At 66.3% G+C, this 20,122-nt stretch carries 17 protein-coding genes and 1 tRNA gene; 17 read left to right on the top strand and 1 reads right to left on the bottom strand.

The window, feature by feature from the left end:
• The 13 genes from VN461_21815 to VN461_21875 all read left to right on the top strand — a co-directional run.
• Nucleotides 1-102: hypothetical protein (locus VN461_21815; protein HXB57414.1), on the top strand; the 102-nt coding region annotated here is incomplete at its 5' end.
• A 48-nt stretch (nucleotides 103-150) separates the two neighbouring features.
• Entirely contained in the window at nucleotides 151-300 is a 150-nt protein-coding gene (rpmG, locus tag VN461_21820) for a 50S ribosomal protein L33 (GenBank protein ID HXB57415.1), read from the top strand.
• 72 nt (nucleotides 301-372) lie between these two features.
• A tRNA-Trp gene (locus VN461_21825) sits at nucleotides 373-448 on the top strand.
• Nucleotides 449-509: 61 nt separating this feature from the next.
• A complete protein-coding gene (gene secE / locus VN461_21830; GenBank protein HXB57416.1) occupies nucleotides 510-821 on the top strand; it encodes a preprotein translocase subunit SecE in 312 nt (103 codons plus the stop codon).
• A gap of 24 nt (nucleotides 822-845) precedes the next feature.
• On the top strand, nucleotides 846-1,403 hold the full coding sequence (gene nusG, locus VN461_21835; protein ID HXB57417.1) for a transcription termination/antitermination protein NusG: 558 nt from the start codon (nucleotides 846-848) through the stop codon (nucleotides 1,401-1,403).
• Nucleotides 1,404-1,416: 13 nt separating this feature from the next.
• Nucleotides 1,417-1,839, top strand: a complete 423-nt coding sequence (rplK, locus tag VN461_21840; GenBank protein ID HXB57418.1) for a 50S ribosomal protein L11 — start codon at nucleotides 1,417-1,419, stop codon at nucleotides 1,837-1,839.
• 82 nt (nucleotides 1,840-1,921) lie between these two features.
• Nucleotides 1,922-2,626 carry a 50S ribosomal protein L1 gene (gene rplA, locus VN461_21845; GenBank protein ID HXB57419.1) on the top strand — a complete coding sequence of 235 codons (705 nt, stop codon included), beginning with the start codon at nucleotides 1,922-1,924 and terminating at the stop codon, nucleotides 2,624-2,626.
• 13 nt (nucleotides 2,627-2,639) lie between these two features.
• Entirely contained in the window at nucleotides 2,640-3,167 is a 528-nt protein-coding gene (rplJ, locus tag VN461_21850) for a 50S ribosomal protein L10 (GenBank protein HXB57420.1), read from the top strand.
• A 45-nt stretch (nucleotides 3,168-3,212) separates the two neighbouring features.
• Complete coding sequence (gene rplL / locus VN461_21855; protein HXB57421.1) at nucleotides 3,213-3,596, top strand: 50S ribosomal protein L7/L12; 384 nt, start codon at nucleotides 3,213-3,215, stop codon at nucleotides 3,594-3,596.
• A 139-nt stretch (nucleotides 3,597-3,735) separates the two neighbouring features.
• Nucleotides 3,736-8,049 (top strand): DNA-directed RNA polymerase subunit beta, encoded by a 4,314-nt coding sequence (gene rpoB, locus VN461_21860; GenBank protein HXB57422.1) that lies wholly within the window; start codon nucleotides 3,736-3,738, stop codon nucleotides 8,047-8,049.
• Between the two features lie 52 nt (nucleotides 8,050-8,101).
• Complete coding sequence (rpoC, locus tag VN461_21865) at nucleotides 8,102-12,277, top strand: DNA-directed RNA polymerase subunit beta' (protein ID HXB57423.1); 4,176 nt, start codon at nucleotides 8,102-8,104, stop codon at nucleotides 12,275-12,277.
• A 125-nt stretch (nucleotides 12,278-12,402) separates the two neighbouring features.
• Nucleotides 12,403-12,948, top strand: a complete 546-nt coding sequence (locus VN461_21870; GenBank protein ID HXB57424.1) for a HEAT repeat domain-containing protein — start codon at nucleotides 12,403-12,405, stop codon at nucleotides 12,946-12,948.
• A 54-nt stretch (nucleotides 12,949-13,002) separates the two neighbouring features.
• The gene (locus tag VN461_21875; protein HXB57425.1) at nucleotides 13,003-13,956 is read left to right on the top strand and encodes a DUF1028 domain-containing protein; all 954 of its coding nucleotides are present in this window, start codon (nucleotides 13,003-13,005) and stop codon (nucleotides 13,954-13,956) included.
• Between the two features lie 73 nt (nucleotides 13,957-14,029).
• On the opposite strand, the gene VN461_21880 is transcribed toward VN461_21875, so the two are convergent.
• Entirely contained in the window at nucleotides 14,030-16,033 is a 2,004-nt protein-coding gene (locus VN461_21880) for a sulfatase (GenBank protein ID HXB57426.1), read from the bottom strand.
• Between the two features lie 718 nt (nucleotides 16,034-16,751).
• Between VN461_21880 and rpsL the strand changes: the two genes are divergently transcribed.
• The 4 genes from rpsL to VN461_21900 all read left to right on the top strand — a co-directional run.
• On the top strand, nucleotides 16,752-17,126 hold the full coding sequence (gene rpsL, locus VN461_21885) for a 30S ribosomal protein S12 (protein HXB57427.1): 375 nt from the start codon (nucleotides 16,752-16,754) through the stop codon (nucleotides 17,124-17,126).
• A 222-nt stretch (nucleotides 17,127-17,348) separates the two neighbouring features.
• Nucleotides 17,349-17,819, top strand: a complete 471-nt coding sequence (rpsG, locus tag VN461_21890) for a 30S ribosomal protein S7 (GenBank protein ID HXB57428.1) — start codon at nucleotides 17,349-17,351, stop codon at nucleotides 17,817-17,819.
• Nucleotides 17,820-17,853: 34 nt separating this feature from the next.
• Nucleotides 17,854-19,962 carry an elongation factor G gene (fusA, locus tag VN461_21895; GenBank protein HXB57429.1) on the top strand — a complete coding sequence of 703 codons (2,109 nt, stop codon included), beginning with the start codon at nucleotides 17,854-17,856 and terminating at the stop codon, nucleotides 19,960-19,962.
• Nucleotides 19,963-19,989: 27 nt separating this feature from the next.
• Nucleotides 19,990-20,122 (top strand): GTP-binding protein (locus tag VN461_21900; protein ID HXB57430.1); only part of this gene is annotated, 133 nt, incomplete at its 3' end.

The following is a 20,122-nucleotide window of genomic DNA, read 5'->3' on the forward strand; positions in this document are numbered from 1 at the left end:
GACCTGATCACCCCCATTGCGATGGAGAAGGGGCTGCGGTTCGCGATCCGGGAGGGCGGGCGGACGGTGGGCGCGGGCACCGTGACCGAAATCCTGGAGTAGGGCGGACCCCAACGGAAGCCGGGGAGATAGAAGGGTAAAGCGGGCCAAATGCGCGACAACATCATTCTTCAGTGTCCGGAATGTAAGCGGCGGAACTACGCCACCACCAAGAACAAGAAGAAGACCACGGAGCGGCTGGAGCTCAGCAAGTTCTGCCGCTTCTGCCGCAAGCACACCGCGCACAAGGAAACGAAGTGATGAGCTGGCCGGTGCGCGTTGACTCGTGGCGGGGGGCCGTGGGCAATCCGTGGCGCCTCCAGCACAAATCACAGGCCAGTAGCTCAACTGGTGGAGCACCGGTCTCCAAAACCGGGGGTTGGGGGTTCGAGTCCCTCCTGGCCTGCCAGACGAGCCCGGGAGGCCCGGGCCGCGGGTGTGGTGGTGGCGGTTCGGTCGGAGGGGACTGAATGGCGGTGGCCGACGTGGACAAGGCGGACAAGATGGAGAAGGTGACGACCGGCGGGGAGGGCGCGGGCGGGGGATCGCAGCTGCCGGCCTGGCTCTCCACGCCCCTGGGCTGGGGACCGCGGAAGTTCGCCGAGCTCAAGGCCTTCCTCAGCGACGTGAGGAGCGAGCTCAAGAAGGTGACCTGGCCGGCCTGGCCGGAGGTCTACTCCACGACCGTGGTAGTGGTGGCCACTTCCGTCTTCTTCGGGTTCTATCTCTGGAGCCTGGACCTGGCCTTCTCGCGGATCCTCTCTCAGGTCTTGAAGAGGTAGGCGATGGTGGAAATGGAAACCCTGATGTCCAAGCAGTGGTACATCGTGCACACCTACTCGGGCTTCGAGAAGAAGGTGTCGGAGAGCTTGCGTCAGCGCGCCAAAGCCTATGGCTTGGACGACCACATCGGCCGCATCGAGATTCCCACCGAGGAAGTGGTGGAGATGAAGGGGGGCAAGAAAGTGCAGACCGCCACCCGCTTCTTCCCCGGCTACATCCTGGTCGAGATCGAAACCGAAGAGGGCCCGGACGGCAAGAAGATCCCCGACTCCACCTGGCACCTGGTCAAGAACACCCCCAAGGTGACGGGTTTCGTGGGCTCCGGCAACCGCCCCGTGCCCCTCTCCCAGGAGGAGGCGGACCAGATCTTCCACCAGGTCAAGGAATCGATCGAGAAGCCGAAGCCGAAGTACACCTTCGAGCGCGGGGAGGGCGTGCGCATCATCGACGGCCCCTTCTCGAACTTCCAGGGGGTGGTGGAGGAGGTCAACCTGGACCGGAACACCCTCAAGGTCATGGTCACCATCTTCGGCCGGTCCACCCCGGTGGAGCTGGACTTCCTGCAGGTGGAGAAACTCTGAGCGAAGGCAGGATATGAAGAAAGTCGTCGGACAGATCAAGCTCCAGATTCCGGCCGGGAAGGCCACCCCCGCCCCCCCCGTGGGCCCCGCCCTTGGCCAGGCGGGGGTGAACATCATGGACTTCTGCAAGGCCTTCAACGCCAAGACCGCCAAGGACGACGGCCTCATCATCCCCGCCGTGATCACGGTGTACGCCGACCGCTCCTACTCCTTCATAACCAAGACCCCGCCCGTGGCCGTGCTCATCAAGCGGGAGGCCGGAATCGCCAAGGGGAGCGGCGAGCCCAACAAGAACAAGGTCGGGAAGATCACCATGAAGCAGGTCGAGGCCATCGCCAAGTTGAAGATGCCCGACCTGACCGCGAACGATCTGCAGGCGGCGGTCAACACGGTCTTAGGCACTGCGCGCAGCATGGGGGTGGAGATCGCGGGCTGAGAACCGCTCATCTGGACCACCGGCCGCCCGTCGGGGGCGGCGCGGGTGGGAGACAGCCCCCGGGGCTGTCGAAGGAGAGGGAATGGGAAGGGTCGGGAAGAAGTACAAGAAAGCAAAGGAAGTGGCGGCGACCAAGCAGCACTACTTGCTGCCGGAGGCGGTGTCGACCGTCACCAAGACCGCCTTCGCGAAGTTCGACGAGACGGTGGAGGTCGCCTTGCGGCTGGGGGTGGACCCCAAGCACGCCGACCAGATGGTCCGGGGCACGGTCATCCTCCCCCATGGTCTGGGGGGCAAGGCCAAGCGCGTGCTCGTCGTCGCCTCGGGGGAGAAGCTGAAGGAAGGCCAGGACGCGGGGGCCGACCACGTGGGCGGCGAGGACATGGTGGCCAAGATCCAGGAGGGCTGGCTGGAGTTCGACGCTGTGGTGGCCACCCCGGACATGATGAAGTCGGTGGGCAGGCTGGGAAAGGTACTGGGGCCCCGCGGCCTCATGCCCAACCCCAAGACGGGTACCGTGACCTTCGACGTGGGCCGGGCGGTCAAGGAAATCAAGTCCGGGAAGGTGGAGTACCGGGTGGACAAGACGGCCATCATCCACGCCCCCATCGGCAAGGTCTCGTTCGGCCCCGAGAAGCTCCTGGACAACGCGAAGGTGCTGATCGAGAGCGTGCTGAAGGCAAAGCCGGCGGCGTCCAAGGGCAAGTACGTCAGGTCCATCGCGCTGTCGTCGACCATGGGTCCCGGAGTGCGCGTCGACGTCGCCTCCGTGGAAGAGCAGTCGTAGGGCGGGGGAGAACATGAATCGCACCGAGAAGCAGGCCCTCATCGACGATCTCCACACCGAGTTCGGCCGGTCCCCCCACGCCATCCTCGTGGATTTCCGCGGGCTCAGCGTTCCCGCGGTGACCGAGTTCCGGCGGAAGGTTCGCCAGGCCGGCTCCCGCTATCGGGTGGTAAAGAACTCCCTGGCTCTGCGCGCCCTCAAGGACACCCCTCTCGAGAAGCTGGGGCCCCAGTTCGACCAGACCACGGGGGTGGCCTACACGGTCACCGATCCCGTGGTCCTGGCCAAGGTGCTGGTGGACTTCGCCAAGGAGCATCCGGCCTTGAGCGTGAAGGGTGGGCTCGTCTCCGGCAGCCAGGTACTGGACGCGGCGGGGGTGAAGGCCCTCTCCGCCATGCCCAGCCTGCCCGAGCTGCGGGCCCGGCTGCTCGGCCTCATGAGCGCCCCCGCCCAGAAGCTAGTGCGTCTCCTGAATGCGCCCGGCACCAAGCTAGTCCGGGTCCTGGAAGCGCGCCGGCAGAAGGAAGAGAGCCGGCAATAAACATGGGTTTCGTAGCGTCGATTTTTCTTGGGAAGAAGGGAAGAAATGGCTGACATTCAGACGATCGCGAACCAGCTCAGCGAGCTCACGGTCATGCAGATGGCCGAGCTAGGGAAGCTGCTGGAGGAGAAGTGGGGCGTCTCGGCGGCAGCGGCCCCGGTGATGGTGGCGGCCGCGGGGGCTCCCGCAGCGGGCGCGGCGGCGGCTCCGGAGGAGAAGACGGAGTTCGCCGTCCACCTCATGGGTGCGGGCGACAAGAAGATCAACGTGATCAAGGTCGTGCGCGAGGTCACGAGCCTGGGCCTCAAGGAGGCCAAGGACCTGGTGGACGGGGCTCCCAAGCTGGTCAAGGAGGGGATCTCCAAGGAAGAGGCGGCCGCGATCAAGAAGAAGTTTGAAGACGTGGGAGCCCAAGTCGAGGTCAAGTAGTCCACCCGCCGGCGGTCGACAGCGAGTGGAAAGGGCATTTTTGGCGTCGAAGGCTGAGCGCGGGGGAAGGTGTGTTCGCCCCCGGTCTGCTCATTTGGGGAGAGCGGCGTCCCGCCGCGCCCTGGGGTACTAGAAAAAGATGTACACGGCCTCGAAGAACATTTATCGCGATCGAGTGGATTTTGCCAAGATCAGCACCTCGATTCCCATCCCCAACCTGATCGAGATCCAGAAGAACTCCTACGAGCGCTTCCTGCAGATGAGGGTTCTGCCCGGGGAGCGGGAGGACGCGGGCTTGCAATCCGTTTTCAAGAGCGTCTTCCCCATCACCGACCTCCGGGAGAACTGCTCGCTGGAGTTCGTGGACTACTCGATCGGGAACTGGGAGTGCAAGTGCGGTCGCATGGTGGGACTGGACAAGCTGGGGCGGCCCTGCACCTTCTGCGGGGCGACCCTCATCACCGATCCCCGCGGAGACCGCGAGATCCATTGCCTGAAGTGCGGCCACCTGAACGAGAACCGGCCCGTTACCTGCGAGACCTGCGACGAGCCCGTGGGGCTGAAGCTCAAGTACGACGTGGACGAATGTCAGGAGCGGGGCATGACCTTCGCCGTCCCCTTGAAGGTCACCATCCGTCTCGTGGTCTGGGACAAGGACCCGGAGACGGGGGCCAAGACCATCCGCGACATCAAGGAGCAGGAGGTCTACTACGGGGACATCCCGCTCATGACGGAGAACGGGACCTTCATCATCAACGGCACGGAGCGGGTCATCGTGAGCCAGCTCCACCGCTCCCCGGGGGTCTTCTTCTCCCAGCCCGAGAAGGGGCTGTTCGCGGCCCAGGTCATCCCCTACCGGGGGAGCTGGATTGAGTTCGAGTACGACTCGAAGAACCTGCTCCACGTCCGCATCGACCGTAAGCGGAAGTTCCTGGCTAGCGTCTTCCTGCGCGCCCTGGGCCTAAAGAACGACACCGAGGTCCTGAAGACGTTCTACAAGTGGGACCGGATCCAGGTCCGGGAAGGCAAGCTCTTCTGGAAGGTCTCCGAGAACCTGGTGGGCCTGAAGCTCAGCAAGACCATCTACGGCCCCAAGGACTCGGCCGGGCGGCGCGAGGAGGTGCTGCACGCGGGCAAGAAGATCACGACCGCCGTCCTCCAGCACATGCAAAAGCTGGAGGTCGAGGATGTGGAGGTCACGGAGGCGGACCTGGAGGGCGCCTTCTCGGTGGCCGACATCGCGGACCCCCGGACGGGCGAGGTGGTCTTGGAGGCCAACGAGGCCCTGACTCCGCGCGCCCTCTCCGTGATCCTGGCCGAAGAGAGCCAGGTCAGCTCCTTCGAGATCATCTTCCTGGAGCGGGACGAGATCGGGCCCATGATGTCGATGACGGTCAAGAAGGACTCGATCAAGTCCCCGGAGGAGGCCCTGATCGAGATCTATCGGCGCATGCGGCCGGGGGACCCCCCCACCCTCGACTCCTCCCGCAATCTCTTCGAGGGGATGTTCCTGAACCCCCAGAAGTACGACTTCTCGCGGGTGGGCCGGCTGAAGCTCAACACCAAGCTGGGCCTGGGCACGCCCCTCTCCGAGAAGATCCTGCACCCCCAGGACATCCACGCCGTGATCGCCTTCCTCCTGAAGCTACGCCGCAGCCCCCAGGACGTGGACGACATCGACCACCTGGGCAACCGCCGGGTGCGCAGCGTGGGCGAGCTGCTGGAGAACCAGTTCCGGATCGGCCTCGTGCGCATGGAGCGCGCCATCAAAGAGAAGATGAGCGTCTATCAGGAGATGGCCACGGCCATGCCCCACGACCTCATCAACGCGAAGCCGGTCATGGCCAGCATTCGGGAGTTCTTCGGGTCCAGCCAGCTCAGCCAGTTCATGGACCAGACGAACCCGCTCTCCGAGATCACCCACAAGCGGCGGCTCTCCGCCCTCGGTCCGGGCGGGCTCAGTCGCGAGCGGGCGGGGTTCGAGGTGCGGGACGTGCACCCCACCCACTACGGGCGGATCTGTCCCATCGAGACCCCGGAAGGGCCGAACATCGGCCTCATCTCCAGCCTCTCCTGCTTTGCCCGCATCAACGAGTTCGGCTTCATCGAGAGCCCGTACCGAAAGGTCAAGAGCGGGAGGGTCCTCGACTACTACCAGGTCCTGGACGCGGGCGAGGCTCCCTACAAGGTCGGTGACATCGTCGAGCGCGACGAGATGGAGCGCGAGAACGCGGCCGTGAAGAACCGCAAGAAGAAGCCGGCGGACGTGGAGCCTTACTGCTTCTACCTGTCCGCCTGGGAAGAGGACAAGTACACCATCGCCCAGGCCAACATCAAGCTCGCCGAGGACGGCGGCATCGTGGAGGACCGCGTCTCCGCCCGCAAGACCGGCAACTTCGTCCTCGCCAAGCGCGAGGAGATCGACTACGTGGACGTGTCGCCCAAGCAGCTGGTGTCGGTGGCCGCCTCCCTCGTACCCTTCCTCGAGAACGACGACGCCAACCGAGCCCTCATGGGCTCCAACATGCAGCGGCAGGCGGTGCCCCTCCTCCGCGCGGAGGCGCCCCTGGTGGGCACGGGCATGGAGCACATCACGGTCAAGGACTCGGGGGCGGCCGTGGTCTGCCGACGGGCGGGGGTGGTGGACTCCGCGGACTCCCGCCGGATCATCATCCGGGTCGAGGCCCAGGAGGGCCCCGACAAGGGCAAGGAGATCGGGGCCGATATCTACAACCTGACCAAGTTCAAGTGCTCGAACCAGAACACAAGCATCAACCAGAAGCCGATCGTCAGAGTGGGCTCGCACGTGGCCAAGGGTCAGATCCTGGCCGACGGGCCCTGCACCGACCTGGGCGAGCTGGCCCTGGGCCGCAACGTGCTCGTGGCCTTCATGCCCTGGCGCGGCTACAACATCGAGGACGCCATCCTGGTCAGCGAGAAGCTGGTCAAGGATGACATGTACACCTCGATCCACATCGAGGAGTTCGAGATCGAGGCCCGCGACACCAAGCTGGGCCCGGAAGAGGTCACCCGCGACATCCCCAACGTCTCGGAGTCCCTCCTCAACAACCTGGACGAGAGCGGAATCATCCGCATCGGGGCCAGCGTGAAGCCGGGCGACATCCTGGTGGGCAAGGTCACGCCCAAGGGCGAGACCCAGCTCACCCCTGAGGAGAAGCTGCTGCGTGCGATCTTCGGGGAGAAGGCGGGCGACGTGCGCGACGCTTCCCTCGTTTGCCCGCCCGGCATCGAGGGGATCGTGGTGGACGTCAAGATCTTCTCCCGCAAGGGCGTGGAGAAGGACGAGCGCGCCCGCCAGATCGAGGATGCGGAGCTCTTCCTGATGGAGAAGAACCTGCGGGACGAGATCCGCATTCTCCAGGATGAGCGCGACAAGCGCATCGAGGACCTGCTGGAGGGCAAGAACGCCACCGCCGACCTCGTCAACGTCAAGGGCGAACGTGTGATCAAGAAGGGACAGCTCTTGTCCCGCGACGTCCTCCAGAAGCTTCGCCACTCCGACATCTTGAAGCTCCGGGTGAAGGGGGATGACGACGAGGACATGGAGGCCCAACTCTCCGAGGTTGTGGACAAGACCGAGCGCCAGATCGAGGTCTTGAAGGCCTTGTTCGTGGAGAAGGAGAGCCGGCTGAAGCGGGGGGACGAGCTGCCCCCCGGGGTCATCAAACTGGTCAAGGTCTTCGTGGCCATGAAGCGCAAGCTCAGCGTGGGGGACAAGATGGCGGGCCGCCACGGCAACAAGGGGGTCATCGCCCGCATCCTGCCCGAGGAGGACATGCCCTACCTCCCGGACGGCACCCCGGTGGAGATCGTGCTGAATCCGCTGGGCGTCCCCTCCCGTATGAACGTGGGCCAGATCCTGGAGACCCACCTCGGGTGGGCGGCCAAGGTCCTGGGCCTGCATTTCGCGAGCCCGGTCTTCGACGGAGCCACCGAGAAGGAGATCAAGGGCTACCTCGTGCAGGCCAACGATCGGGAAGGCGAGGTCAACAACCTGCGGCCGAACCTCCTGAAGGCGGGCAAGATCACGCTCGTCGACGGCATGACCGGGGAACGCTTCGAGCAGAAGGTCACGGTTGGCTACATCTACATGCTCAAGCTCTCCCACCTCGTGGACGACAAGATCCACGCCCGCTCCATCGGCCCTTACTCCCTGATCACCCAGCAGCCGCTGGGGGGCAAAGCCCAGTTCGGCGGCCAGCGCTTCGGGGAGATGGAGGTCTGGGCCCTGGAGGCCTACGGGGCGGCCCACATCCTGCAAGAATTGCTCACCGCCAAGTCGGACGACGTCTACGGCCGGGCCAAGATCTACGAGGCCATCGTCAAGGGGGACACCGTCTTCACGCCCGGCCTGCCCGAATCATTCAACGTGCTGATCCGCGAGCTGCAGAGCCTGTGCCTGGACGTGGAGCTCATAAAGGCCAAGCACTGAGGCGGAGCGTGGTCGATCGGGAACGATTAATCGAGGTCAATACATGAGTTTGATGATTCCCATGAGGCCGAACCTGGAAGCGGGACGGGTGGTGATCGACTTCGATTCCATCAAGATCCGGCTGGCCAGCCCGGAGAAGATCCGGTCCTGGTCCCACGGCGAGGTCACCAAGCCGGAGACCATCAACTACCGGACCTTCAAGCCGGAGCGGGACGGTCTGTTCTGCGCCAAGATCTTCGGTCCCATCACGGACTGGGAGTGCCTCTGCGGCAAGTACAAGCGCATGAAGCACCGGGGCGTTATTTGCGACAAGTGCGGGGTGGAGGTCACGCAGTCCAAGGTGCGCCGCGAGCGCATGGGCCACATCGAGCTCGCCTGCCCGGTGTCCCACGTCTGGTTCTTCAAGGGTCTGCCGAGCCGGATCGGCCACCTGCTGGACATCAGCCTGCGCGACCTGGAGCGCATCCTCTACTTCGAGTCCTACGTGGTCGTCGATCCCGGGGACTGCCCGGAGGTGAAGCGCCAGGAGCTGGTGAGCGACGACCGCTACCGGCAACTCCGGGAGAAGTACGCCAAGCTGCGCTGCGCGATGGGGGCGGAAGCCATCAAGGAGCTCTTGCGCCGGGTGGACGTGGAGAAGGACGCGGTAGAGCTGCGCGAGAAGATGCGGACCGAGAACTCCGTCCAGAAGAAGATCAAGTACGCCAAGCGGCTCAAGGTGGTGGAGGCTTTCCGCAAGAGCGGCAACAAGCCGGAGTGGATGATCCTGGACGCGATCCCGGTCATCCCCCCCGAGCTCCGGCCCCTCGTCCCCCTGGACGGCGGCCGGTTCGCGACTTCGGACCTGAACGACCTCTACCGGCGGGTGATCAACCGCAACAACCGGTTGAAGAAGCTGATCGAGCTGCGCGCCCCCGACGTCATCGTGCGCAACGAGAAGCGCATGCTGCAGGAGGCGGTGGATGCCCTCTTCGACAACGGACGCCGGGGCCGGGTCCTGCGGGGGGCCAACAACCGCCCCCTGAAGTCCCTCTCCGACACCCTGAAGGGCAAGCAGGGGCGGTTCCGCCAGAACCTGCTGGGCAAGCGCGTGGACTACTCGGGCCGCTCCGTGATCGTGGTCGGCCCGGAGCTGAAACTCCACCAGTGCGGCCTGCCCAAGAAGATGGCCCTGGAGCTCTTCAAGCCCTTCATCTATAGCAAGCTCGAGAAGGAAGGCCTCGTCACCACCATCAAGGCGGCCAAGGAGATGGTGGAGCAGCAGCGGCCCGAGGTCTGGGACTTCCTGGAGGACGTGATCCGCGAGCACCCCGTGCTCCTGAACCGAGCCCCCACCCTGCACCGGCTGGGCATCCAGGCCTTCGAGCCCATCCTCGTCGAGGGCAAGGCCATCAAGATCCATCCCTTGGTCTGCACCGCCTTTAACGCGGACTTCGACGGGGACCAGATGGCGGTGCACGTCCCCCTCTCCCCCGAGGCCCAGATCGAGGCCAGCGTGCTCATGCTGTCCTCCAACAATATCCTCTCCCCCGCCAACGGGCAGCCTATCGCCATCCCCAGCCAGGACATCGTGCTCGGCGTCTACTACCTCACCAAGGAGAAGAAGGGAACGAAGGGCGAGGGGCGGGCTTTCGCCAGCATCGATGACGTGGTCATCGCCCTCGAGCACGAGGAGGTCGAGACCCTCACCCCCGTCCGCCTCATGTACTCGGGGGAGCTGATCGACCTTACCACCGTCTACGACGACCAAGACGTGATCCACACCGAGGTCCAGACCGTCCGGAACCAGATCCTCAACACCACCGTGGGACGGGTCATCCTGAACGACCACCTCCCCCCCGGCCTCCCCTTCGTGAACGGCCTCCTCCGCAAGAAGGGCCTCCAGCTGCTCGTGCAGTACGGCTACCTGCGCTTCGGCCTGGAAAAGACGGTGGAGATGCTGGATGCCATCAAGAACCTGGGCTTCCTCTACGCCACCAAGGCCGGGATCTCTATCGGCATCGACGACCTCGTGATCCCGGAGGTCAAGGACAAGCTGGTCTCCTCCGCCCAGAAGGAGGTCATCGACGTCGAAAAGCAGTATCTGGACGGGGCCATCACCAACGGCGAGCGCTACAACAAGGTGATCTCCATCTGGTCCAGCGTGACGGAAAAAGTGGCGGATGCCATGTTCAAGGAGATGGAGAAGCAGGACCAGGACGGGTCGGAGTTCAACCCCATCTACATCATGGCCGACTCCGGGGCCCGCGGCTCCAAACAGCAGATCCGGCAGCTGGCGGGCATGCGCGGCCTCATGGCGCGGCCCAGCGGGGAGATCATCGAGAACCCCATCACCTCGAACTTCCGCGAGGGTCTCACCGTGCTGCAGTACTTCATCTCGACCCACGGGGCCCGCAAGGGCCTCGCCGACACCGCGCTCAAGACCGCGGATTCGGGCTACCTGACCCGCCGCCTGGTCGATGTCTCTCAAGACGTGATCATCAGCGACCACGACTGCGGCACCGTGGACGGGATCGAGATCAAGCCCATCATCGAGTCGGGAGAGGTAATCGAGCCCCTGCGCGACCGCATCGTGGGCCGGGTGAGCCTGGAGAACATCAAGGATCCCTTCGGAGGCCAGGTCATCGTGAAGATCAACGAGGAGATCACGGAAGAGACGGCCAACGCCATCCAGGCCTCGGGAATCGAGAAGGTGAAGATTCGCTCCGTGCTTACCTGCGAGTCGCAGCGCGGGGTGTGCGCGCTCTGCTACGGCCGCGACCTGGCCACCGGCAAGCTGGTGGAGATGGGGATGGCGGTGGGGGTGATCGCCGCCCAGTCCATCGGGGAGCCCGGTACCCAGCTCACCATGCGCACCTTCCACATCGGGGGTACGGCCAGCCACCGCACCGAGCAGACGACGCTGGAAGCCAAGAACGGGGGAATCGTCAAGTTCCACAACCTGACCACGGTCAAGAACAAGAAGGGCGACCTCGTGGTCATGAACCGGTCGGGCGCGCTCATCATCCACGACCAGAAGGGCCGCGAACGGGAGCGCCACGCGGTGGTGTACGGGGCCAAGCTGAAGGTCAAGGACGGGTCGGAGGTGAAGCAGGGGCAGCTCCTGGTGGAGTGGGACCCCTACTCCTTCACCATCTTGACCGAAGAGGAAGGACAGGTGGCCTTCCGGGACGTGCTCGACGGGCAGACCGTGCACGAGCAGGTGGACGAGAACACGGGTATGGCCGCCCTCGTCATCATGGAGTCCCCGGACGAGAAGAAGCAGCCGCGCATCGAGATCAAGGACGCCAAGGGCAAGGTGCAGCGGAAGTACCTCCTGCCCTCGGGCGCCCACCTCATGGTGGAGGACGGCAACGAGGTGGCGGCGGGCGACGTGCTGGCCAAGATCCCGCGGGAGACGGCCAAGACCAAGGACATCACGGGCGGTCTGCCCCGGGTGGTGGAGCTGTTCGAGGCCCGGCGCCCCAAGGAGCCCGCGGTCATCACCGAGATCGACGGGGGGGTGAAGTACGGAGACGTGGCCAAGCAGCACCGCAAGATCTTCGTGACCGGCGACGATGGGGACCAGCGCGAGTACCAGCTCCCCCGCGGCGCCCACATCAACGTCCAGGAAGGGGAGCGGGTCAAGGCCGGGGAGCCCCTCATGGACGGCCCCATCGATCCCCACGACATCCTGCGGGTGCGGGGGGAGAAGGAGCTGCAGCGGTACCTGGTGGACGAGATCCAGGAGGTCTACCGCCTGCAGGGGGTGAACATCAACGACAAGCACATCGAGGTCATCGCCCGGCAGATGATGCGCTGGGTGAAGATCGAGGACGTGGGGGAGACGGAGTTCCTGATCGACGAGGTGGTGGACAAGTTCCGCTTCCTGGCCGATAACGAGCGGATGGTGGGCCAGGGCAAGAAGCCGGCCACGGGCCGGCCCCTGCTCTTGGGTATCACCAAAGCCTCGCTCTCCACGGATTCCTTCATCTCCGCGGCCAGCTTCCAGGAGACGACCCGCGTGCTCACCGAGGCCGCCATCAGCGGAAAGGTGGACTACCTCCGGGGCCTCAAGGAGAACGTGATCATGGGTCGGCTCATCCCTGCGGGTACGGGGATGGAGTTCTACCGCCGGATTAAGATTCCGGAGGACGTCGTGGAGCGCACCGCCCCCGGCCTGGAGGGCTCCTACGAGGCCGATTACGTCGTCGAGCCCGAGCACATCAAGGAGGGGGCGGAAGTCTAAGCTCCCCGGCCAGTGCGCCCCCCGCGGTGTGTGGAAGATCACATCGCGGGGGGCGTCGCCCGCCGCATCCTCCTTCCGCGGACCGACGACACCGTCCGTCAGCCGGTCAGGGAGGGGGTTCGAAGATGCGGCGCGCATGCTCGGCCGGGGTCCTGGCCCTGGCCACGCTCCTTGCCTGCCGGGCCCAGGAGAAGCCGCCCGACGTCTCCGGTCTCATCTCCGACCTGAGGGGAGCCGACTCGGGGAAGAGCGGCCAAGCCAACCTGGCCCTCATCCGCATCGGCGAACCCGCGGTGCCCGAGCTCATAGAGATGTTGAAAGGCGAGGACCCGCGGCTGCGCGGCCTCGCGGCCTCTACCCTTTGGGGGATGGGTCCCAAGGGGAAGGCCGCCGTCCCCGCTCTGGCGGAGACCCTTTCCGACAAGGACCCGGAGCTGCGGACGGCCGCGGCCATGGCCCTCGAGAGCATGGGTGGGGAGGCCAGGGATGCCGTCCCCGCCCTGGCCAGGGTCCTGGGCGATCACGACAACCGCGCGCGCCAGGCCGCGGTGAAGGCGCTGGGCGCGATCGGTCCCGCGGCCCGGGAGGCCCTGCCCGCCCTCACCCGCGCCACCAAACGGATCTCCTGGCCGGAGGCGGAGGAGGCCATCCGATTGATACAGGGCCGCTAGCGTCGGCCGGGCCCGAGCTGCGGGGCGGGGTATGCTTGTCCCCGGAGGTCCCCCATGACCAGCCTCGCCCTCGCCCTCTTCCTGTCCGCCCCGCCCGTCCGACCCGTCAGCACCTTCTCGATCGTGGCCCGCGATCCCGCCACCGGTCAGATGGGTGTCGCCGTCCAGAGCCACTGGTTCTCGGTGGGGGCGGTCGTCCCCTGGGCGGAGGCGGGGGTGGGGGCCGTGGCCACCCAGTCCTTCGTCGATCCCTCTTACGGACCGCTCGGCCTCGCCCTCATGCGCACGGGCCGCTCCGCCCCTGAGGCCTTGGCGGGCCTCTTGGCCGGGGACCCCGGTCGTGAGGTGCGCCAGGTGGGGATGGTGGACGAGAAGGGCCGCGTGGCCACCCACACCGGCCGCCTCTGTGTGCCGGCCGCGGGCGGCCAGGCAGGGGCGCAGTACACGGTACAGGCCAACCTCATGGACAAGTCCACGGTGTGGCCGGCCATGGCCCGGGCCTTCGAGTCCGCGCCGGGCGATCTGGCCGAGCGCATGCTCGCCGCCCTCGACGCCGCCCAGGCGGAAGGGGGCGATATCCGCGGCCAGCAGTCAGCGGCCCTGCTGGTGGTCAAGGCCGTTTCCAGCGGGCGGCCCTGGGCGGACAAGGTCTTCGACCTGCGCGTGGAAGACCACCGGGACCCCCTGCCCGAGCTGCGCCGGCTGGTCCGTGTCCAGCGGGCCTACAATCATATGGGGACGGGCGACGACTGCGTGGCGGTCAGGGACTGGGCCTGCGCGGAGCAAGAGTACGGGGCGGCGCGGAACCTGGAGCCCGCGAACGCGGAGATGGCCTTCTGGCACGCGGTCGCCCTGACCACGGGCGGCAAGCTCGATGCGGCCAAGCCCCTCTTCGCGCAGGCCTTCGCCGCCGACCCCCGCTGGCGCGAGCTGGCCCGCCGGCTGCCCGGGGTCGGCCAGCTCCCTTCCGACCCGAGGGTCCTGGAGGCGATCCTGGCCGTACCATAAGGCGTCGGGGCTACGCGTTTCTCGGCAACGGTCCCCAACCTCGGCACCCCTCTCCGGGAAGGATGCCCCGGCCTTAGCGCACGTACCCCAGGGCCCTCAATGCCTCGAGCTGCTCCGTTGACACCTTCGCCGCGGGGGCGCCAACGCCGGTGTGCATGAGCGTCGCGAGCTGCGGCTCGAGGACCTTGCGGTATCGCTCCGCGAGCTCCGGATGCTCGAAGGCCACGTTGTGGCGCTCTTGGGGGTCGTGCGTCACGTCGTACAGTTCTTGGACGCCGTTGGCGCGCAGGAGGAAGCGCCAGGGTCCGTGCTCGACGAGTACGGCGGGCAGGCCATAGAGGTTGCCGCCCGAGAATCGCGCCGGAGCGGCCGGGGTTTCCGTCCCCCCGCCCGTGCCCCACAGACCCGTGAGCGACCGCCCTTCGTCGGGAGACTGCGGGACCATCGCCGGCAACCCGGCCAGATCGACGAGGGTGGGCGCGATGTCGACCAGGCCCACCACGGTGTCTACCTTTCGTCCCTCCGGTGTGGCCCCGGCGCCCCAGAAGACGAGCGGGATCCAGGTCACCTCGCGGTAGTAGTCATGGCCATGCTCGAAATGGCCGTGGTCCCAGAACTCCTCCCCATGGTCCGCGGTCAACGCGGCCACGAGCGGCCGCTTCGCGCGCCGAGCGCGCAAAGCCTCGAACAGGCGGCCCACGTGCTTGTCGGTGTAGGCCACCGCCCCCGCGTAGTACTGCCGAAGCCGCTCGCGGTCCCGCGGGCCGAGCCAGAGGGAACCACTGCGAACGAGGTCGGTGGCCGCAAAGATCTCGCCTACCACCGTGCCGTCCTCGCGCAGCGGGGGGTGGGCCTGGCGGATCACTTCGACCATCGCCTCCGGGTCCAGGCGGGCCGGATCCGCCCGGTAGGGCGTGTGGGGATCGATGTAGTGCACCCAAAGGAACAGCGGGCGCGGGTCCGATTCACCCAGCCATCCCAGCGCGGTGTCGGTCAGCCCTTGCGCACGGTAGTCGCCCCACTTCACGGGCGGGGTCAAGTCGACGATGAGCCGCGTGAGGGGTAGGTCGCGCATGAAGCCGGCCATCATGGCGCCCCCGCTCGGGGTCGCGAACTGCTCGAAGCCGTGGGCCATCCCCGACTCCGGATGAAGGAATCCGTTCGCGACCACGGCGCGGGTGCGGTACCCGGCCGCGGCGAAGCGCTGGGCCAGGGTGGTGAAGCGGGCGTCGAGCGGCGAGCGTCGGAAGGTGAACCCGGCGCTCAGGGGCATTCCCGCGCCGTGGCGAGTCGTCGGCAGCCCGGTCATGATCGACGCCACGCTGGGAGTCGTCCAGGGGCTGGCCGCCAGCCCCCGCGTGAACATCACGCCTTCCCGCGCGATCTTATCCATCTCCGGCGTGATCGTCGGCGACCGGCCATAGGCACCCAGGTGGTCGGCGCGCAGGGTGTCGATGGAGACGAGGACCACGTCCGGACGCGCGGGGTCCGCCACGGCCGCGGCGGTGGGTTTGGTCTCCGCCGGCGGGCCCGGCATCCGTGGGTAGGGGACGAAGAGGAGGAGAACGAGGGCCAGGGTCAGGAGCGCCCACCACCGCACCCACTGGTCGCGTGGCCGCAGCAGGGAGGCCATCGCCCCCACCACGAGCGCGGCGAGCGCGTCGATCCACGGCGCCAGCGGCCGTGGCACCGGGGGCGCGGCGGTCAGGGAGTCCGCGATCATGAAGGCCACCAGGGCCCCGGTGAGCCCGAAGCAGACCGCCCAGCTGGCCCCCAGCCGGTCTCCCTCGCGCCAGGCGGGAATGAAGCGCCGCACCGCGGCCGCCAGGGGCAGAAGGAGCAGGACGGTCAGGACGCTGACCAAAATCGACAGTTTGGTCATCCCGGCCGCCATTTCGGGACCGAGGAAAGCCTGGTTCCGCAGCAGGAGGTAGGTCGCTTGGGCCAGGGCAAGAAACGCGGCCGAGGCGCTGCCGGCGACGACGAGCGGATGCCGCTCCAACCATCCCCTGAACCTGGCTCCTCTCCCTTCGGGGGCCAGGGGCGCTTCCCGCTCGAGCGGGCCCGCCTCCGTCACCCTCCTGCCCTCCGCGAGGCGTCACGCCTCAAGGAGAAGTCCGGTCGGGCCAGGACGCGCTCTGGGGCGCGACTCGGAAGCCCGTCGAGACGGGCAAGCCTGTGGGCAGAGGATGGGGAGAGGGCGGTCATCGATGAGGCCACAATACCCCAAGAGCCTCGAGAGTGGCAGCGCCGGCCGCCGTCGGGGTGACTCGGGCAACGTGAACCACGCCCCAAACCGGCCCCCGGTCGCGCTTCCTAGGCTCGGAGCCGGAACCAGAATAGTTCCGCGAGAACCAGAACCCCGCGGTTGGCATGGCTAGGGAGGAGTGGCACAGCGGCGATGCTTGCTTCTCTCGAAGAATGGCCTTGAGTCGGGTTTCACCAGCTGGTTGCCTATTCAGCCGAACCGCGATCGTGGAGTTGCCGTGCTCAGCAATGGGGCGGGACCCCCGCCCCCGGCCAATCTCGGGCAGGACCTGCTGACCCTGGCCGCTGAACATCAAGTCGTGCCCGGTTTGCTTGCGGAGTCTGGGCGACCCCAGGTCGAACTTCAGGGCCGGGCCTTCCGCGCCCGCGTGATCGCGCTCCGCCGCCGCCCTTTTGGGCCGCTTCTTGAGAAGGACGGCCCCCCCGCCCCTTGACAAGGGCTTTTGTTCGTATAAACTTGGAGGGTTGCTCAATCGAGGGCGGGGGTGCCTGGCGCGACTCCCTCTCTCCTCGGCCTCGGAGGTCAGGTGCCCACGGTCAGCCAGCTGGTCCGGATCGGTCGGACGAAACTCCGGTCGAAGACTGACAGCCCGGCCCTCCAGGGATCGCCGCAGAAGCGGGGTGTTTGTGTCCGCGTTTTCACCTCCACCCCCAAGAAGCCCAACTCGGCCCTCCGCAAGGTGGCCCGGGTGCGGCTGACCAACGGGATCGAGGTCACGGCTTACATCCCGGGGGTGGGCCACAACCTGCAAGAGCACTCGATCGTGCTCATCCGGGGGGGGCGGGTCAAGGACCTGCCCGGCGTGCGCTACCACATCGTGCGGGGCACGCTGGACGCGGTCGGGGTCCAGGGGCGGAAGCGGTCGCGAAGCAAGTACGGGGCGAAGCGACCCAAGGCATAGGGTCGCCAGAGCCGGCGGCGGGAGCCGACGGCGGAGGTAGCCAAGGAAGCATTTCCAGCCCGGCGCTGGAGAGACACGGTCGGGGAGATCGGGCCTTCGGGAGATGCGAACGGCCAGGATCCTCGAGGCGGGGCGGTCGTAGGGCCTCAGACGACGCCGGCGGGGCCGGGCGGGGCCCGGCACCCGAAGCGCCGTCTGTTGTTTTTTCTGAGGAGTGTGCGGATGTCACGTCGTGGGCTCGTCGCGCGCAGGGAGGTCCTGGCGGACCCTCTCTATAACAGCGCACTCGTCACCAAGTTCATCAACTGCATGATGTATGGGGGCAAGCGTTCCACCTCCCAGCAGATCGTGTACGGCGCCCTGAACGTCGTGCAGTCCAAGACCCAGGAGGACCCCCTCAAGGTCTTCAAGAAAGCCGTAGACAACGTGAAGCCCTCCCTGGAGGTCAAGAGCCGCCGGGTGGGGGGGTCCAACTATCAGGTCCCGGTGGAGGTGAACCCTGCTCGTCGCACCTCCCTCGCCCTGCGCTGGATCATCTCCTTCGCCCGCAAGCGTCCCGAGCGCACCATGGTCCAGAAACTGGCCATGGAGTTCATGGACGCCGCCAATCTTCGGGGAGGGGCGGTGAAGAAGCGGGAAGACACGCACAAGATGGCGGAGGCCAACAAGGCCTTCGCGCACTACCGGTGGTGAGGCCACCGAGCGAAAGAAGAGCGCTGAGAAGCTGATGCCGAGACAGACCCCCCTCGAGCGGACCCGGAACATCGGGATCGCCGCCCACATCGACGCGGGCAAGACCACGACCACCGAGCGCATCCTCTATTACACGGGGGTGAACTACAAGATCGGCGAGGTCCACGAGGGTACTGCCACCATGGACTGGATGGAGCAGGAACAGGAGCGGGGGATCACCATCACCTCCGCCGCCACCACCTGCTTCTGGCGGGAGCACCGGATCAACATCATCGACACCCCCGGCCACGTGGACTTCACGGCCGAGGTGGAGCGCTCGCTGCGGGTCCTGGACGGGGCAGTCGCGGTCTTCGACGCGGTGGCGGGCGTGCAGCCCCAGTCGGAGACGGTCTGGCGCCAGGCCGACAAGTACAAGGTCCCCCGGATCGCCTTCATGAACAAGATGGACCGGGTGGGGGCGAACTTCCTCCATTCCATCGAGACCATGCACGAGCGGCTCAACGCCAAGTCGGCGGTGGCCATCCAGCTCCCCCTGGGCGCCGAGGACCAGCACCAGGGGGTGATCGACCTTGTGGAGATGAAGGCCTACCGCTATCTCGACGAGACCCTGGGTGCGGAGTACGAGGTCCAGGACATCCCCGCCGACAGCAAGGCGGACGCCCAGAAGTACCACGACATCATGGTCGAGAAGGTCGCGGAGGCCGCGGAAGCGGCCGGCGACGATACGCTCTACCACAAGTTCGTGAGCGGGGAGAAACCCACGGTGGCCGAGATCAAGGCTGCCATCCGCAAGGCCACCATCGCCATGAAGCTCTTCCCGGTCATCTGTGGCTCCGCCTTCAAGAACAAGGGCGTTCAGCCCATGTTGGACACGGTGGTCGACTATCTGCCCTCGCCTCTCGACCTTCCCCCCACCGTAGCCAACGATCCCATCACGGGGGAGCTGGTGCCCCGCGAGCCCCGGGACGACGCCCCCTTCTCCGCCCTTGTCTTCAAGATCATGACCGACCCCTTCGTGGGGCAGCTCGCCTTCCTCCGCGTCTACTCCGGGAACGTGAAGACCGGGGACACCGTCCTGAACTCCACCAAGGGGATGAAGGAGCGCATCGGCCGTCTCCTCAAGATGCACGCCAACAAGCGGGAGGAGATCAAGGAGGTCTACGCGGGAGACATCGCGGCCGCGGTCGGCCTCAGGAACGTCATCACCGGAGACACCATCTGCGACATCAGTAAGCCGGTGGTGCTCGAGTCCATCAACTTCCCCGCCCCCGTCATCGCCTTGGCCGTGGAGCCTAAGACCAAGTCCGACCAGGAGAAGCTGGGTACGGGCCTGGCCAAGCTCATGCAGGAGGACCCCACCTTCAAGGTGGAGACCGACCGTGACACCGGCCAGACCAAGATCTCGGGCATGGGCGAGTTGCATCTAGAGATCATCGTCGACCGGCTGAAGCGCGAGTTCAACGTGGAGGCCAACGTGGGCAAGCCCCAGGTGGCCTACAAGGAGACGATCCGCAAGTCGGCCAAAGGCGAAGGCCGGTGGATCAAGCAGACCGGCGGCCGGGGCCAGTACGGCCACGCCAAGATCGAGCTGGAGCCTGCCCCCGGCGAGGGCTTCGTCTTCGAAAACGAGATCGTGGGGGGCTCGATCCCCAAGGAGTACATAAAGCCGGTCGAGGAGGGCATCCGGGAAGCCCTGGAACGCGGCATCATGGCCGGCTACCCGGTGGTGGACGTGCGGGTCAAGCTTTACGACGGCACCTACCACGAGGTGGACTCCTCAGAGATGGCCTTCAAGCTGGCGGGGTCTCTGGCCTTCCAGGACGCGGCCAAGAAGGCGCATCCCGTGCTCCTGGAGCCGATCATGAAGGTCGAGGTCGTGACCCCCGACGACTACACAGGGGCGGTCACGGGGGATCTCTCCAGCCGGCGCGGCCATATGGAGGGCCAAATCTCCCGGGGCGGGACCCAGATCATCACCGCCCTGGTGCCCCTCTCGAACATGTTCGGCTATTCCACCGACCTCCGCTCCCGCACCCAGGGCCGGGCCACGTATTCCATGCACTTCGAGAAGTATGCGGAGGCCCCCCGGAGCGTGAGCGAGGAGGTGGTGGCCAAGGTCATGGGCAAGGTGGCCAAGGATTAACCGTCCCTTTCAAGAGGCAGGAACAGCATGTCCAAGGAGAAGTTTGACAGGTCGAAGCCGCACGTGAACGTGGGGACGATTGGGCACGTGGACCACGGGAAGACGTCGTTGACGGCGGCGATCACGAAGGTGTTGTCGGCCCTGAACCCGCGGGTACAGT

The organism is Vicinamibacteria bacterium (assembly GCA_035570235.1).
GTDB lineage: Bacteria > Acidobacteriota > Vicinamibacteria > Fen-336 > Fen-336 > DATMML01.